A 15,059-nucleotide genomic window follows, 5' to 3' on the forward strand; every position below is an offset into this window, starting at 1 on the left:
CAAATAAATTAAGCCATTCCCAAAATGTTCAATTACTAAAATGTTGACACAAGCCGTATTCATCTGATTTATTAGTTTATGTTTTAGGGGTTAATTGAAATAATATTACATAAATAAAATTGCTTGTTTGTTGAGGGCAAGTTTTAAAGCTAAACTTTGTGAACCCTACTTTATATTTTCATCAATTAATTTGATTTCATTAATCTTATCCAGCATTGCTAGCATACTGCACACGATCACTATTTGACCCATTTCTAGGTATCATTATGCCTCTTTTAGTAAGTATATCAATGAACATCGCGGTAGATCGGCTTTCATTTTCTCCCGGATGACCAATCGCTCCGAAACTGTCATTATTTGTAAGCCTATATTTTGTCTGCCGCCAGTTTAAATTATTAGCAAGTCATTATTAGGGTTAGAATTTGTCAAAATCCGCCATTAGAGATGGTCTAGGATATCTTTCGGTCTTGAAATGCAGAAGTAACTGACTTATGTCGATTGCTTTTTTTCAACAATACGACTTTGCCTAAAAATATATTTTTAGTTTTTTTTATCTTTCAAAAAAAAACTTATTTAAATGAAAGGCTCTCAATGGAAAAGGTGGAACATGCATGTGCACACCAAAGGAACAAACAAAAATGACCAATTTACTTCATCCACGATGGATGACTTTTTTTATGTATTTTTCAAACAGGCACTGGCAAACGGGATCAGCGCCATCGGCATTACCGATTATTTTACCATCGATAATTACAAGCTCGCGATAGCGTATGTTTCAGAAATCGCGGAGAAAAAATCTCCCGAGGGCGAGGCATTGTTTACGCCCGATGAGATGAAGGCTGTTGGAGAGATTTTTCTCTTTCCGAATGTTGAATTGCGTATGATACCCTCAACTGGGGTAGGAAAGTTAATTAATATTCATTGCATTTTTAATCCAGATTATGTTGCAAGCCTTGACAATGATTTTTTCAATACCTTAGAAAACCAGGATCGTCAAAAGATGAACAGAGCTGGTTTCGAGGCTTATGGAAAGCAACTCAACCCTGCATTGGAAGACCCCAAGGCGATGTTGAAACTCGGGATCGATAATTTCGTTGTAGATCCTAAAACTGTAAAGGATTTGCTTGATAAAAACAAAAATTTCAGAGAGAATACTATTGTTGTCGTAAGTAATTCAAACAAAGACGGAAATTCTGGATTCCAAAAGCATTACGATGTTTTTGAAGGTGAACCAGGTGCCCTTGATGGTGTCAGGAAAACCATTTACTATTTATCGGATGCTGTCTTTTCCACAAACCCAAAGGATGTAAGTTATTTCCTCGGAAAGCGTTTAGATGAGGTAGATGATATTACTGCTGAGGCAAAGGAAGCGGAAATTCAGAAAGTTATCACAGAGAGGGGCTCTTTGAAATCTTGTCTAGTAGGATGTGACGCTCATACGGAAACCGATTTGTTCTCCAGATTTACCTGGATTAAAGCAGATTTAAATTTTGATGGGCTTAAACAGATTATTTTTGAACCTGAGCAAAGGGTTAAAATACAGGATGCAGAGCCAGATGTAAAAGATGATAAATTGGTTATCGAACAAGTACAGTTCATTTCTAATGACCACAAATTTACCAGTGAACCAATAAAGTTCAACAGAAATCTAAACGTAATTATTGGTGGAAAGTCCTCAGGTAAAAGCATTCTGCTCTACAACATTGCAAGGACTTTACTACCCAATCGAAAAATCCTGAAAAATGAGTCATCCCAAGGCTATAAATATGAATTCGGCGATAATTTTAAATTTGAGGTGAAAATTGGCAGCGGTCAGACCGCACTAATTAGCAGGTCCGATGATGAGCCAAGTATTTTGTCGGAAATCAAATATATACCACAGAATTACCTATCCAAGCTTGCCGAACCAGAAAATAAAAAGGGGAATGAACTTTTGAAACTGGTCAGGGATCTGCTGCTGGAAGATGAAATCTATAACCAAAAATACCAGGATTTCATTAGTAAAGTTAAATCCAATGACTTAAACCGAGAAACCAGTATTAATACCTACTTTGAAATAAAGGACAGGATTAATAGTTTGAAAAATGAACTCATCCAGAAAGGCAGTGACGCGGTATTGCAAGAAAGCGTTAAGGTCAACACTGCTAAGATTCAAAAGTTAAAAGAGGATCAGGGGCTCTCAGAAGATCAGCTGGAGGCTTATGATACATTTAACACAGAACTAGAGCGGCAGCAACTCGAAATGCAACAGCTTAGTAGCGATTTTTCGAAGATTACTTCTTTTCATACCGACTCCACAAACATCTTGCAGGATTTGGTGAATAAAAAAAATCTGCTCCTCGACACTTTGCTTAATCCCACCATTAGGGACTATTATACCAAATCTTACGCCTTTCTGGATAGTACCATCCAAGCCATTCAGGTTCAAATTGAATCTATCGAGTTAAATGCGAATAACCAATTTGAACGGCCAAATATTTTTATGGAAGAGGCCGCAAATAGAAGAAAGAAAATCGATGAATTGAAATCCCAGCTCGAGCCTTTTGTTAAGGATCAGGTAGTAAAGAAGCAGATAATGGAAATTGAAGCGCTGATTTTGGAGGATAAACAAAAGTTAGGAACCATTGAGCAGCTAAAAAACGAAATTACCAAAAACGAAACTGCATTAGGTGTAGAAAAGGAGAAAATCTTTGCAGATTACCGAGCAAATTTTGATGAGTATGGCAATGTTATTAATCAATTTGATGGACGCACAGACTTACTTAAGAACGATAATCTGAATATCGACGGAAAAGTCAAGTTTAATTTTCCCAAGTTTCGTGAAAAACTTTTGGGTGCAAGCGATGGCAGAAAAGCGAGTTTCAGCCACTTCACTATTTTTGATGAGAAAAACACAGGTGTAAGCGAATACGATATTAATGATGTGCTTGCGCAGTTGCAAAACATATTTGAAGGCATAGTTGAAAGGAAAGACTATTTCCTTACCTCCCGTTTTGATGAGAAAAGCGCGGTAAAGATATTGTTGGAGGACTACTTTTTTGATTATTGGGAAGTAATTTATGATAACGATACCCTGGATAAAATGTCAACTGGCAAAGCGAGTTTTGTTATTTTGATGCTAATCGTTGGTCTGAGCAGATCGAAAGCGCCAATATTGATTGATCAGCCCGAGGACAACCTCGACAATAGGTCGATAACAAAAGACCTGGTAGAATATCTCCGAAACAAAAAACTGGAGCGACAAATTATATTGGTTACACATAATCCAAACGTCGTTGTAAATGCAGATTCCGAAAACGTTATTATCGCCAATCAGAAAGGGCAGAATGATAAGGAAACAACTTCGTTGTATGACTTTGATTACATTAACGGGCCTATTGAAAATAGCTTTGAGTATCAGAAAACACAAACTGACCTGCTCAAAAGCATGGGAATTCGCGAGCATATTGCTGACATAGTAGAAGGTGGAAAAGAGGCGTTTAAAAAGCGAGAGCGTAAGTATGGTTTTAGCAGATTTCGTTAACTAAATACTGGAAAACTAATATGAATCTGGAGTAATTTATGTAGGCTAGGTAAACCAAAATATTTAAACCCATCTCGCTAATTTTATGGATCATATTAATTATTTGAATTTCAATTAATTATAAGTTTTGTGTTTTTGTCGAGGTGGGGTCAGTGAAATCTGGTTTTTCCACTAATCTAAAGATCATTGAGTTTTTGATTCTTCAATTTTGAAGGATAAATCTGCGATTGCAGTCATTTGGGTAAGAAATTTTGTCGAGAACATTACCAAAGGCGACCCCATCTAAGATAGGTTCCAGCTAAGCAATAGTAGATTTTGTTTTACCAATTTCCTCCGATTTTGCCTCCGTTCTGACGATATTCTCCTCACATTCCAACTTCAAGGTCTTATAATCGTTGCCATCAATATCGCCCAGCAACAGCAATCCCCTTGCACGTGTTAACTTATTATTGCTCTCGGGGAGCTGTATCTGGATGATCTTGTTCTTTTTTATTCCCCCTTTCTTTGCCGAAGAGCTCGTTTTTCGTTGCGATAGCATGTAGACACTGGTGTACCACTGACTTTGTCTGTGTTCCTGCGGGTGGATACGGCCTTGCTAATTCGGACAATATTTCCTCAACTGTATTCTGTATCTTTGGCATCTTTCTCTTTCGCGGCTTATTATTTTCTTTGGTGTATTGATACGATGGTATTCCTGAAATAGCTCCTTCAATCAGCCAATCCGCTCACTGTCAAACTTTGGTGTTTAAACACGCAATTTCTCTTTTGAGATAAAAGGATTTTTGCATTTTTGAGGAACCAGAAAATTTGTATATTGTGCCTATGAATATAAATGCGCCCTCAAAAAACTCGACTTCCGCTAATACGCCAATTTATTTTCCGATAAATTATTTTTTCGAAATCCTGAGCACTTAGACGCGTTAATCTCCCAACCAATCAATTGGGAGGGAAGGAACGAATGGTTCCACTGATGTTCCTCCAAGGAGGGCCATTGATTGTTTTTCTACCTTACCTATTGGGAAATTATGCTGGACCTATACCAAGAAATCAATAAAAAACTACATCTCAGCTTTGGAGAAATGCAACTCAGTCCACTTACCGCACTGAGCGTTTCCCTGGTGTTCGAACATATAGAAAACTTCCCGACCGTTCAGCAGCGCCGCCCGCTGTTCATGAGCTTCCCTACAAAGGAGGGGATAGTCGCTCTATTGCCAGCAATCGTCCTGATCAATCTATTTTTTGAGGATTATATTTATCGTTCCGACCAGATTGAACAGGATTTGGCACTCAAGCGTGGTGACCTGATAGAAATATTCCAAACCGCTGCCGTGTTCAATAAAATGGATGCCGATACGCTGGAACTTTCTTTTTCGGACGGTGGACAATACAAGTTCAACCGGCGTTACGTCAACTTCATCCATAAGACAAAAAAGAAACAGCCAAACACCCATAAGTTATTCAACGAGAAGCGGAGCAGGTTCCTGCGCAACCCCGATTCCCTTTCGAGGATACTTGAGCCCAACGGGAAAATGACCGTGCCCAAGGCAAGTCTCAAATCTAAACTGATGATCGTCGCCGGTAGGGGCAATATGGGAAAGATCAAGCATTCGCTGTCAACATATAAAATCTTTGACGAGCCGCTTGACGGCATATTGTCTGGGAACGGAAACCTGATCATAAAACAGGATCTGGAAGAATTCATTGGACTTGCCTCAGGTCAAGACGAGAAAGCCGAACAGAAGTTTTTTACATTCTTTTCACTGGTGGTTTCAAGATTATCGGAAGAAGAGCTCGAGGATTGCCAAGGACTTGATGAAATTAGGAGCTCTATTGCGAACGGTAGGACCACCCATACTGATTTTCGGGAGCTCTTCGCGGATTTTTTGGACGGGCTGGATCATGAGGGCGATCTGTTTAATCGATTTTCAGCGCTGACCAAGCACCTGCCTGTAGCTGATAACTCTCTACCCGCTGACCTGAAGGCGATATTTATTTGTGAGGTCAAACTCTATGAAAGTTATGAGCACACCATTGCCTATTTTATAAAAAAGGGTATTCCGGTCATCTGTTTGGTTGACAAATTAATCGAAACCAAGGAGGAACTGGATTTTTTTTCACAGTTTTTTGCCTCAAGGCCCGATTCGATAAGGCTCAACTGGTCTCGGGAAATCATTTCTCTTATTGAGGTTGATAACGGACAGACAAGGTATCTAGATCAACAATTCTGGTCCTTTGCAAAACGTTACGCACACCAGCGCGTTGAGCTCAAGGTCTACGACGATAATGGGCTCGAAGAAATTTTCGACGCTGCATCTGCTGTTATAGCTCAATTAGATGGGCATGAGATCTTGATTAATTCCTTTCGCAAGTGGCTCTTTCCAGCTTGGTATATCGTAAAGAATAGTTTTGGCGCAAACCTTCCCCCGCTTTCCCTGCTGGATGCATTTGATAATGCCATTTCTGCTTCCCTTCATACCGTTCCGCGGGAACTGCGGGAACTCTCCTCCGCCCTACGGGACTTTACCTTCAATCAAAAACAGGCTGGCTGTAGTCACTTGTATGTCCAACAGGTCTTGGTGCCAGATAAAGGGATGTTCACGATTCCTGCAGGCACTTTTTATATGCCCGTCCCAACGGACGAAAAATTCGCAAGCGCCATCTGTTTTTCGGGATTTCCTTACAAAGAGCCAAGCCACAGGCCGCTTTGGCGGGCGGTGTTCGAAACCCTTGTTCCGGTTGTTCACATAGCCCTCTGGTCAAAAGAGGGCCAGCTCACTCATAGCTATCTGCGTTCTAGGATTGTAAAATCCGAGATGCCAGCCAATCTGGACCTAGGGTCCAAACTTCAGGAACGTATATTCACTGTTGACGTCGGTAGTGCCGCCTCAGGCGAGCGGATTTTCTATTCTGTTCCGGAGACCCATCAAGCCGAGCTCCCCCTAGATTTTCTGGCTGAAAAACTGGAAACCGACCATTCACACGCTCGCTATATCGGTACCAGTCAGCAGGGATACCAGCTCGCCTGCAATATATTGTATTTTGAGCAGGAGGTGATGTACGTGCCGCACCAAGGTAAACTATATCGGCTGATGGACGATGGTTACGGGAATTTTCGCCTTAAGATTGCCGGTTTTGATGAACTCTCGAAGGGTTCACAGATTGTCCTGTTCAACCTTACTCGGCACGACATCAGGACTTACGCCAAATCAGATCCACGGCACCAAGGCAACTTTGAACTTGTAGATACATGGCGGGAACTCCTATGGCATGCTTTTGAGCAGAACGATGGCGACCTATCCAAATTATTGTCGAGCATGGAGGACCTGAGCAGGGTGAAGGACGGAATGGGGAGCCCCACAAGGCACAATCTTCAACGCTGGCTGTACGATGATGACATGATTGCCCCAGAAAGCGATAACCTATCACTGATCTTTCTCTGCGCCGGTGAAAAGGGAGAGACCGCGGATATCACATCGATAGCAGAAGCTGCGCGCACATTGAGAAGCGCCAGCAAGAGCATTTCCAGTGAGGTAAAAAGACATGTTCTTCAGTCGATCAATTCCCGCGGAGAAATGCCCGACAGCTTTGTGCAGGTCCATGGCATATCAGTGAAGGTTGTACTAAGGGAGATAATTGGGCTAGAGAAAAGCGATGTGCTGGTGAACTATTTAGATACAAGAAAAATTTTGAGCTAATGCTGATACCCGAACAGATCCCCGAAACAGAATCGCAGGGAGAAAAAATCATATTCAATAAATTCAGGCAGGAACCCCCGAGCAGATATTACGTGCTGCATTCGCTTTTCATTAATGCCCACCTCACCAGCGTTTCAGGGGAACTCGACTTTCTTGTACTGGCACCCGGAGAAGGGATATTTGCCTTGGAGGTAAAACATGGAAGGGTATCTAGGAACAACGGTATATGGACCTTCACCAACAGGTTCGGCAGGAGCGATACCTCGACCAAGGGGCCGTTCAGGCAAGTGAGCGATACCATGCATTCTGTACGAAAACTGGTCCTTGAAAAGACAGTTGGACGTCAAATCGAGCATGCAAGATTTTCAAAAATCCTTTTCGGGACCGGCATCCTGTTCACCGGTCTCATTGATGCCCCAGAATTTGGGGCCGAAGGGTTTTCTTGGCAGGTATTTACCAGAAAGGAATTGCCTTTTCCAATCGGTAATTTTCTCTCGAGGCTGAGCCATGGATGGCATACCCAGTACTCCGGAACCACCTGGTACGATGCATCTGCTTCAAGGCCGAGCGACCTTGAGTGCAGAAAACTGGTCTCTCTACTAAGGGGGGACTTTGAGGTTACCTATACAGAGATTAACAAAATAACCGATCAGGAGAGCTTGATCGAAAGCTATACCGAAGAGCAGTTCCATCTTCTGGACTTTGTGAACTACAATAAGCGGTCCGTGATACAAGGGGCCGCAGGAACAGGGAAGACCTTAATGGCACTTGAACTGGCCAGGCGTTGTGTTTCCCAGAGCCTGAACGTAGGCTTGTTCTGCTACAATGCCATGCTCGGTGCGAAACTGACGGCAGACCTTGCCGTGCTCTCCGGAACCGATGGCCAAGCCCATTCCGGCTCCCTGCATTCCTACATGTTGGCGCATACCACGACCAAGGTGCCCGAATCGCCAGACCACGAGTTCTTTTCTGAGGTGCTTCCTATGGAATTCCTGATCGAAAACGAGCTGAAGCCAGAAAGCGATAAGTTCGATGTCTTGATTGTCGACGAAGCGCAGGACCTGATGTCACCATTTTACAGGGAGGTTCTCTTTTCGATGCTAAAAGGAGGAGCAGGGGGAGGCAACTGGATCATGTTCGGAGATTTTTGTGCACAGTCCATTTTTGAAAAAGATGCTGAATCGATCATCTTTACGCTAGCTGAAAACAGCAGCTTCGTTCGTTTTCCTCCACTTATGGTCAACTGTCGCAATACCAAGAAAATCGTCATTCAGAACACACTTCTCTCTGGAGCCGATCAGCCGGAGATCCGATCCCTTGGCCATGAAGAAGAGAACATCCATACCAGATGGGTATCCAAGAGAGAATTGTCGGAAACCGTGTCTGAAACCATACGAAAACTTGCCGAAGGCGGCATTCCACTAAAGAAGATAGTAATTCTTTCCCCTTTCACCTTTGCGAAGACCTTTGCCGAGCCCGACGCATATCTCAAGGGGCTTGTCAATGCCAATAGTACTCTTTTTTGCACCATCCAGTCCTTCAAAGGACTGGAAAATGCAGTCGTGATTCTCACGGGATTCGATCAGCTGCTCACCGATGAGGCACAAAGGCTCTTATACGTAGGCATCTCAAGGGCGAAACTGAGGCTCTATCTCATTTTTGACAAACATCTAAAAAGGCAATTCAGCTCGCTGGTCTCTGCGAACTCTAAAAAAATAAAGCTATGAATACCAGACACGAAATCATATCGGCGCTAGAACGGGAGATTGTTGGCCCAAGTCCCAATCCCGTATACCTAGATCCCGAGACTGGAGAGGAACTCCTGCTATCGCGCGTACATGGTACGCCTAAGGGACGCTATGGCGGCGGAATGCTTTACCCACAGTCCACATTGAACCTTGGCCAAGCGGATACCGAGGGCCTAGAAGTCACCAGCGATGAGCAGGGGGAAGAGGGCACCGACCTATTATCCAGTGGTCCGGACAGTTTTGAGGGGGCCGAAGACCGCGACGAGGAACCGGTTGGGCTTGCCAACCAATTCTTCCCATCGGCAATGGGCATGACCGCAAGATTCAGCACATCGCAACCGGACGCAAAGCTGAAGGTAGAAATCTCATCAGCTTTCTACAGACGGGGTACTGGGCAGACTGCTATCTTCAAACGGGATGCAGAGGGCAATACCTCTGCTGCAACGACTAGGGACGGCAGGCCCATAACCAGCGCCTATGCTACTAGAGTTCCCTTGAACATTAGTCCTGTTATTTTGAACCTCTCGGAACTAAAGGGGAGGGGCCAAGTTTTTTGCGACATTCTGCACCGTAACGACGCCACACCATGGCTAAGCCTAAAGGTATTCAACAGGACTTCTGCTTCGGAAGAAGCTCAGCAGCTGATCACCCTTACCATTGTAATCATCAATGAGATAGGGCCAACCAATGGCGTTTCTGCAGACGACTGGTTCATCCTCTATCAGAACAAGATATCGATTTTTGCCCTAGACAATAATATCATTATGCCCTATCAGGAGCGGGTTTCCTCCACCGATACCGCTGATGAAAGGCAGATGATGCTTTTGTACAGGAAGAAAAGGATGTTTGCTATTGGTCATGGTGCTGCGGTCAAGTGGGATGGAGAGGGAGAGAGCGTAAAGATGCTAAGCACATTTACGTTGCCGGTTTATGAGATGCCCCAAGTGGCTCCCAGCGGTGACGTGGAATTGAGTATGCTCGAACTATCGGACATCGGGAACTGGGAAACTGGAGTGCAAAGCCTTCAACAAATGGTAGCCTCCTATAGCGAGTGGATAAAGGATATGGAAGAACAAGCTGCGCTCCTGAACGGAGATTATCTTCTAGCTGCGGAAACGAATATTGCAGAGTGCAAAAGGTGCCTCGACCGCATCGACAGCGGCGTCAAACTGCTTGTCGATCCGGACAGTGCAGAGCTGCGCAAGGCCTTTCGCTGGATGAACTGGGTAATGCTTTGGCAGCAGCAGCGATCAAAGGCCGCTCAGCGAAAGTGGGAGACCATAGGGACAGGCAGTGCTGCGGTCCTACAACTTGAGGGGATCGCAACTTCGGGCCAGCGGGAGTTTGCGGATTTGACTGCCTTTCACGGCGAAAGCCCCTACAATGCGAGATGGCGTCCCTTCCAGCTTGCCTTTATTCTAATGAACCTTCGGTCAGCCCTAGGCAATTGTCCAGAACGGGAAACGGTAGACCTTATCTGGTTCCCCACGGGTGGGGGCAAGACCGAGGCGTATCTCGGGCTATCAGCCCTGACCATATTCATCAGGAGGCTAAAAGGGCTGGAAGATTTGGACTGGGAAAAATATTCGGGCACGACCATCCTGATGCGCTATACCCTCAGGTTGCTCACTGCTCAGCAATACGAACGGGCCTCTTCGCTGATCTGTGGCTGTGAGCTCGTGCGGACGCAAAAGGCCCAGTGCATGGAACTAGGGGACCAACCTATTTCCATTGGTCTTTGGGTTGGAGGAACCTCCACGCCTAACAAAAACAAAGAAGGGGACGGTTCTGCCGTCACCCAGTTCAACAATTTGAACAACGCGCAAAAGGGAAATGCGCCCTACAACTTTATTGTAATGAAATGCCCGTGCTGCGCCGCGCAGATCGGTAAGCTAGATAGACCAACTCCAGCCCAGCGTGTAGTTGGCCTGTACAGAGAGGATGGCATAGACGGTAGGGTGCTTTTTAGATGTGAAAACCGGCATTGTGAGTTTTTCGGCAGAGACCTTCCGTTATTTGTTGTTGACGAACATATCTATCAGCAATGCCCGACACTTGTTCTGGGAACGGTAGATAAATTTGCAATGCTTCCATGGAAAAAAGACGCAGGGTCGATATTCGGGTTTCGTGCTCAGGTCGATGGTTATTCCAGAATTTGTCCTCCCGAGCTGATCATCCAGGATGAGCTCCATTTGATCTCTGGTCCGCTGGGCACCATGGTAGGACTCTACGAAATTCTTGTCCAGTCCCTGTGCATGGACCTAAATCGGGAGGAGGCGCCTTTTCTTGTGTCAGAAAGAAACGATATGGTTCCGCCCAAGATCATTGCCTCCTCTGCCACTATAAGCAGGGCGGCTGAACAGGTAAGCGCTTTATATGGAACCAAAGACCTCATGATATTTCCGCCCCAGGGCCTTGATTTCGGCAATACGTGGTTTTCCAAGGAAGTACCGGCAAGCGATGCCAATCCCGGAAGGATGTACGTTGGTGTACTGGGGTCCGGCTATCCCTCAACACTATCTTCTGTCGTACGCGCATACTCCGCGGTTCTGCAAAAGATAAAGGAATTGGAGAACAATGATGACATTGATTATTACTGGACGCTGCTGGGGTACTTCAACAGCATCAGGGAACTGGGCAACGTATCGTCCCTAGTCAACGCCGATATCGTGGAGCGGCTTGGACAGGTGCAGTCTAGAGAGCTTATTGCTGCGGGCAACCGAAGACGGCTCTATCGGAGCGAGGAGCTGACCAGCAGGATTTCGGCCAGTGAAATTCCCCTTGCCCTAAAAAAGCTGGAAAGGAATTTTAGCCTGACCGGCAACGGCAGTCTAGATATCTGCCTTGCCACCAACATGGTGGCCACTGGGGTCGATATATCAAGGCTCGGACTGATGTTCGTCCACGGGCAGCCCAAAACTACTGCAGAATACATTCAGGCCAGCTCAAGGGTGGGCAGGGACGTAAAAAAAGGGCCTGGACTAATCTTTACGCTTTACAATTCTTCCAAACCCAGGGACAAGTCGCTCTATGAGAACTTTATAGGTTTCCATAAACGGATATACTCCTATGTGGAACCTACCTCTGTAACCCCTTTTTCCGTCAACGCGAGGCAAAAGGGACTGCATGCGGTTTTCATAGCGCTCGTCAGGCATTTTTCTCAGCACCAGTTGCACTTCCACGCCACTACACAGGATACCGACTTTGAAAACGTCGCGGCAATTGCAAGAGGACTCATTTTGGACCGTTGCCGGTTCGTAGATCCCGAGGAATACGAAGATACGGCCCTGCAGTTGGAGGACATCTATCTGAAATGGAAGGATAACTTTAGCAGCTACGGTGACGCCATGAATTCGGGTATATTAAGGAATCCAGATTTTTATCCATTGATGTACGCCTCGGGGGCAGAGGTACGCTATGAAGCCAAGAGCAGGTCTTTTGCCACCCCTACGTCTATGCGGGGAATAGATTCCGAATCGATCGTGAACATCATTAACAACAACTAACATGTCCAGAAATATAAGAAGCAGCCAACTTTTGACGCCCTTTGGCATTGGCCAAATCGTAAACTTTCCCAATGAGGAATCGCTGATGATCTGTGGCCTAGACCAATGGGACGCAGTACTCTCTCAAAGAAGGGAGGAAGGCGGCATAGCGCAGGTAGACGAAAGCGAGTTTACCATTTATGAAACACGGCTCCAGCGGCTATTAAGTGTGGAAAAGTTCAAGGCCCCTTGGGCCTACAAAAGGACAGGTAATGCCAATACCAATCTCAGCATTCCCGCGGTGCGTTTTCCGCGCTGGCATTATTGCAGCAAATGCGGCCAGATGATCCAGCTGGGCCCCGCTCAGCATTCAGTGCCGGACTGTACCGCGGTAAGAAGATCGGCAAGCTGCGGTGGAAAACTGCTGCCGGTTCGTTTTGTAGCGGTATGCAGACACGGCCATATTGAGGACGTACCATTCAGGGAATGGGTTCATAATGCCATGCCTGATGAAGGAAATCATGTTCTCACCTATGAGGCCAAGGGGAGCTCGGGGGATCTTGCGAGTTTGGTGATACGCTGTTCTTGCGGCGCCCTGCGCTCACTGGCCGGACTGCTCAATGTCAGGAAATCCGAAAATGGGATCTTTGACAGTGCTCTTGCTCGCATTGGACTGCAGGGAGAAAGCTTCAGTGATGAAGATCCTAACAACGCCAATGCCAATGGCTATTATTGTACAGGGAGCCGGCCTTGGCTATGGCCGAACGGTTCCAATGCCGTAACCCCATGCGGAGAACATCTTCAGGTGCTGATCAGGGGAGGTTCCAATATCCATTATCCAAATGTGATATCTGCAATCTATCTTCCCGATGAGCAATACGATCTACATCCGGCCATTTGTCTCATGTTGGAAAACTATCAGAGCAAGGGCATTGATGGCAGAGCATATCTAAAGATGTTATTCGACCAAGATGGGACTGGTGAAATCTTAAAAATGGTCCTTTCAGCAAATACGGAGCCCTCCATGTTTGGAACCACACCCGAAGGATTACTTCCCGGTATAAAAAAGCTCTGGGAAACCGAGCAGGAAATCGAAGATGGTGCTGATGAGACGGTAATCGATCTTCGAAGACAGGAATATCGATTCTTTCTGGATTCCAGCAAAACTGGTGACCGCGATTTGAAGACCCTGCACAGAGATATAGCAGATTTCGACGGTGCCGAACGCCTGTCGGAACTCTTCGACGATATCGTGCTGATCGAGAAAATGAAGGAGACCAGAGTTTTCACCGGATTCAGTAGGATCGTCGGTGGCAATTTTGCGCCCAACGAAACCAGTGCTGAACTTTCAAGCGGGGATATTACCTGGCTGCCTGCGGTCGAGGTGTTTGGGGAAGGGATATTTCTTAATTTTAGCCAGCGGCGCCTAGATCTTTGGTTAGCTCAGAGCATCGAAGGCGGAAGAGATCTTATGGACCGATACCATAGAGCTATGGAAAGGAGAAATCCGGTATATGAACCAAGGCCGATTGACTGGTCCTTTGTAATGATGCATACATTTGCCCATCTGCTGATCAAGCGGCTATGTTTCAATTGTGGATACGGATCTTCGGCCCTAAGAGAAAAAATCTATTTTAGCAACGAAGCCAGTGGGCGTATGTCAGGGATACTGATTTACACTTCTTCCGGCGACTCGGAAGGGTCTATGGGTGGCTTGGTAAGGCAGGGGAAAGAGAAGAATTTGTTCAAACTGGTGAACGACGCTATAGAAGATGCGAAATGGTGTTCTGCCGATCCTGTATGCTCTGAAATCGGCCAGTCGGCAGGGCAGGGACCAGATAATACCAATGCCTCGGCTTGCCACAACTGTGCTATTGTTCCCGAAACTAGCTGCGAGGAATTCAATGTGCTGTTGGATCGGGCAACGATTGTTGGGACTATGGACGGACGATTTGTCGGCTATTTCGATATTGATTTGAAAGGTAACTGAAAAATAATTTCTATTTAGCGATCTCTAAAAGCCATTAGTTGCAATAAGGATAAATTTGAAATTTGATAATTAAAAGTGTTGATGAGCTTGATAAAAAAAAATGCTAAGAAGTGATAGATGGTCTTACATTAATAATACAGTTTGTCCTTGGCACGCAGGACAGGAAGATGCTTTACGGGATTTGCGGGGAGTAATGTTTGAGATTTTGATGTTTCCAGTGCTCAGTTCAATATACGCCAATGCAGCTGCTACTCGGGGAAAGACCTGCTCGGTTACAGATGCTGATGGAAAAAAAGAAGGCTATGAATACGATTATATCTTTAACTCAAGCCACCCGCAAGAAATTGTGGTTGTCGAGCTGAAAGGTTACAACTAATGGGTCAGTATTAATGTCGGAGATCGCGATAAAAAGGGTACACTGAAATGGTTCTTTGAAAGGACTTTACCTTTTGCTCGCCAACATTTTGCTGAAGAAATAGCTGATGGTAAACACTTCAGGGGAGTATATATTACTAGTGCACATTTTTGGAAGGATTGTGATGAATTCATTGCAACGATGAATAAAAGCCACTTTAAGTCTGCGAAAATGGATGTTGCCTATAGCCGTAAGGAATTATT

The 15,059-nt window shown here is 45.2% G+C and carries 7 protein-coding genes; 6 read left to right on the forward strand and 1 reads right to left on the reverse strand.

Annotated elements, in window-relative coordinates:
* Window positions 1-577: 577 nt before the first annotated feature.
* Window positions 578-3,523: a TrlF family AAA-like ATPase gene (locus tag OQZ33_RS17235; RefSeq protein ID WP_265800408.1), complete on the forward strand. Its 2,946-nt coding sequence runs from the start codon at window positions 578-580 to the stop codon at window positions 3,521-3,523.
* 298 nt (window positions 3,524-3,821) lie between these two features.
* Here OQZ33_RS17235 and OQZ33_RS17240 read toward each other — a convergent pair whose 3' ends face one another.
* Window positions 3,822-4,061 (reverse strand): hypothetical protein, encoded by a 240-nt coding sequence (locus OQZ33_RS17240; RefSeq protein WP_265800410.1) that lies wholly within the window; start codon window positions 4,059-4,061, stop codon window positions 3,822-3,824.
* 487 nt (window positions 4,062-4,548) lie between these two features.
* On the opposite strand from OQZ33_RS17240, the gene OQZ33_RS17245 reads away from it, so the two are divergent.
* The 5 genes from OQZ33_RS17245 to OQZ33_RS17265 all read left to right on the forward strand — a co-directional run bounded on the left by OQZ33_RS17245 (window position 4,549) and on the right by OQZ33_RS17265 (window position 14,817).
* A complete protein-coding gene (locus OQZ33_RS17245; RefSeq protein WP_265800412.1) occupies window positions 4,549-7,218 on the forward strand; it encodes a hypothetical protein in 2,670 nt (889 codons plus the stop codon).
* The gene (locus OQZ33_RS17250) at window positions 7,218-8,945 is read left to right on the forward strand and encodes a nuclease-related domain-containing DEAD/DEAH box helicase (RefSeq protein ID WP_265800414.1); all 1,728 of its coding nucleotides are present in this window, start codon (window positions 7,218-7,220) and stop codon (window positions 8,943-8,945) included. Before OQZ33_RS17245 ends, OQZ33_RS17250 begins: the two co-directional genes overlap by 1 nt.
* Window positions 8,942-12,472 (forward strand): helicase-related protein, encoded by a 3,531-nt coding sequence (locus OQZ33_RS17255; protein ID WP_265800415.1) that lies wholly within the window; start codon window positions 8,942-8,944, stop codon window positions 12,470-12,472. The genes OQZ33_RS17250 and OQZ33_RS17255 overlap by 4 nt, the downstream gene beginning before the upstream one ends.
* Window positions 12,473-12,953: 481 nt before the next feature.
* Window positions 12,954-14,441, forward strand: coding sequence for a DrmB family protein (gene drmB / locus OQZ33_RS17260; RefSeq protein WP_416338760.1), 1,488 nt, complete (start codon window positions 12,954-12,956; stop codon window positions 14,439-14,441).
* A gap of 100 nt (window positions 14,442-14,541) precedes the next feature.
* Complete coding sequence (locus OQZ33_RS17265) at window positions 14,542-14,817, forward strand: hypothetical protein (protein WP_265800417.1); 276 nt, start codon at window positions 14,542-14,544, stop codon at window positions 14,815-14,817.
* The last annotated feature ends 242 nt before the right edge of the window (window positions 14,818-15,059 follow it).

The organism is Pedobacter sp. MC2016-05 (genome assembly GCF_026239735.1).
Taxonomy (GTDB): domain Bacteria; phylum Bacteroidota; class Bacteroidia; order Sphingobacteriales; family Sphingobacteriaceae; genus Pedobacter.

What these genes read in the sequence shown, in the direction of transcription:
- OQZ33_RS17235 (WP_265800408.1), top strand. Translation starts at nt 578, where the DNA reads ATGAAAGGCTCTCAATGGAAAAGGTGGAACATGCATGTGCACACCAAA.
- OQZ33_RS17250 (WP_265800414.1), top strand. Translation starts at nt 7,218, where the DNA reads ATGCTGATACCCGAACAGATCCCCGAAACAGAATCGCAGGGAGAAAAA.
- OQZ33_RS17265 (WP_265800417.1), top strand. Translation starts at nt 14,542, where the DNA reads ATGCTAAGAAGTGATAGATGGTCTTACATTAATAATACAGTTTGTCCT.
- OQZ33_RS17240 (WP_265800410.1), bottom strand. Translation starts at nt 4,061, where the DNA reads ATGCTATCGCAACGAAAAACGAGCTCTTCGGCAAAGAAAGGGGGAATA.
- drmB (WP_416338760.1), top strand. Translation starts at nt 12,954, where the DNA reads ATGCCTGATGAAGGAAATCATGTTCTCACCTATGAGGCCAAGGGGAGC.
- OQZ33_RS17255 (WP_265800415.1), top strand. Translation starts at nt 8,942, where the DNA reads ATGAATACCAGACACGAAATCATATCGGCGCTAGAACGGGAGATTGTT.
- OQZ33_RS17245 (WP_265800412.1), top strand. Translation starts at nt 4,549, where the DNA reads ATGCTGGACCTATACCAAGAAATCAATAAAAAACTACATCTCAGCTTT.